The organism is Areca yellow leaf disease phytoplasma, assembly GCF_041920595.1.
This window is the reverse complement of record NZ_CP169277.1, coordinates 461,610-463,999: the sequence shown is the minus strand read 5'-3', so window position 1 is coordinate 463,999 and position 2,390 is coordinate 461,610. Positions and strand designations below refer to the sequence as shown.

Annotated in this window: 1 protein-coding gene; it reads right to left on the bottom strand. The window is 25.5% G+C overall.

The features are described from left to right. Nucleotides 1-1,470: 1,470 nt before the first annotated feature. A complete protein-coding gene (locus ACEW7V_RS02630; protein ID WP_374695350.1) occupies nucleotides 1,471-1,806 on the bottom strand; it encodes an ABC transporter substrate-binding protein in 336 nt (111 codons plus the stop codon). Nucleotides 1,807-2,390: the final 584 nt, after the last annotated feature.

Here is a 2,390-nt window from a genome sequence, read left to right as displayed (position 1 = left end):
AGTACGCCAGTTAGAAAAAACACTATTGGCACTTGTAATTTTATCAGAATCCTGGGGCAAAAGCTGTAAAGAAAACGAAGAAAAGGATTACAATTGAAATTGACCTTGCAATTAGTTGAATATAAATCAACATTTGAAACAGCGGAAAATTTTACAATTATTACAATTTATTTAGGTCATAAAGTCCAACATCATTTCAAAATTACTAAAAATAATGATACTAATTTACAACAGTGAACGGCCCTATCTATCCATAAAATTATAAAAGATAAATTAAGTCATAGTGCAGTTGTGCATTGCAATTTCAGCTAGATATTTACATTAATAAAGCTAAAACCTCTCTAGAACAAGAGAGGCTTGGTCAAATATTGAAAATCTGATTTGAAACTTGCCTGTACGCTCAAAACTTTTTGCCAAATTTGTCCTGAAAGGATTCAACTAGATGTTTACAACAAACTTTACAAGCCAAAAATATGTCCAAAAAATCCAGAGAACTGCTAAAAAAACTTTGTTAGATATATATTAAAAACTATCTGAAAATAAAATAATAGAACGTAACTGCCAGTGCTGGTTTTATGTAGAATGAATTTACAATTTATTAATGAAGCCAAAAGATAACTCTCTCCCCATATCATGATTTTAGGTGAAAATCCGCGAAGTACAGTTTATTTATCTTTTTAATTACCCTGTCACTTGTCATATTGATAATGATGAAAATATGTTCACAGCAAGTTGAAAAGCAAAACAAGTGAAGAAAAATATACTAATTTATTAAAAAGAAATAAATACATAAAGAATTTTATGTTATTCCTTTTATATAGTTATCCTAATTACATAATTAGGGATAACTATATAAAGGAAACAATATAAAATTCTTTTATGTATATATTGGTTATTTCTCTTTTAATAAATTAGTATATTTTTCTTCACTTGTTTCTTTTTCAACTTGTAATACAATTTATTTTCTATATGGCTTTATCATCATTATCAATATGACAAAAATTATTGGGATTGTTAGTTAAAATAATCACGTAAAACTTTATGCCCCCATTTTGATTCATAGTTTTCACCTAAAAAATCATATTGTAAGAAGAGTTATCTTTTTGGCTTCTGTTAATAAGTTTTACGTCCACTTAAGACAAATTCTATTATAAACCAACTTTTCTTAGTTGTTCTATTATTTTTATTTTCAAAAAGATACTCAGATTTTTGTACTGCATCCTATTTTAAGTTTTTTAGCAGTTTTATCTAGTTTTTAATATTTTTTTAGCTTGTAAAAAAGTTTGTTGGATAAGCATCTAATTCGTTATCAGATCCTTTCAAGGTTTCTGGCAAAAAAGTTTTTAATTTTTGAGCAGGGATTTCCAAATCAGATATTATTTTTCAATATCTAACGACCAAGAAATAGCTTCTCTTGTTTCTAGAGAGGTTTTAGCTTTATTAATGTATAAATATCTAGCTGAAACATCTTTATTTTCCAACTACTTCAACACTATGGCTTAATTTATCTTTTATAATTTGAATTTTATGAGATGGATAATCCAGACAAGCGTCTAAAGAACCGTTTTCTACTTGTTGTAAATTAGTATCATTGTTTTTATTAATTTTGAAAATGATTGTTTTAGGACTGTATTTAATTGTGTCTTTATTGTAATAATTATTAAATTTTTCCATTTTGATTTCATCATTTGATTTATATTCAACTAATTTATAAGGTCCAGTGCCAATTTGTAATCCTTTTTCTTCGTTTTCTTCTACAGCTTTTTTATTTAGGATTCTGATAAAATTACAAAAGTAAAGTGCCAATAAGGTGTTTTTTTTTCTTTTAATTCAATTTCAAATTCTATGTTGTTTATTCTTTTGATTGCTTTGATTTCTTCAAACTGAGGATGTTTATTTTGTGTCCTCTTTCGATTGTAAATATAACATCATCCAGTTGTTATATTTTTCGCCATTGTATGAAATAAAATATCATCTCTAAGTTCAAACTTTAATAAAGTTTTTCTTGATTTTGATTTGCATACTTTCAACTAATTTAGCTAATTTACTTATGATTTTACCTTCTTTTTCTTCTAACAAAGTGTCATGAACTAAACGTAAATATCTATTAGAATAAGTAGAAAAAGTGTTTTCTGGAGAAGTAATATCAAATCCTTGGATATCTGATATGTTAATATTTTAATTGTGTCTTTATCGTCTTATGTTTTTTTGCTTAGGAATAACTGCACACAAAATGATTAAAATTATAACTGTTAAAGCTCCAACACTTATATATATGTTTTTATTTTTTTCATTCATTTTTTTTTTTTTTTGCTTTCTAATTATTTAATTATAAATCTATTTATTATTTATTATTTATTGAATATTTTTTCGCCCACTAGCAATACATT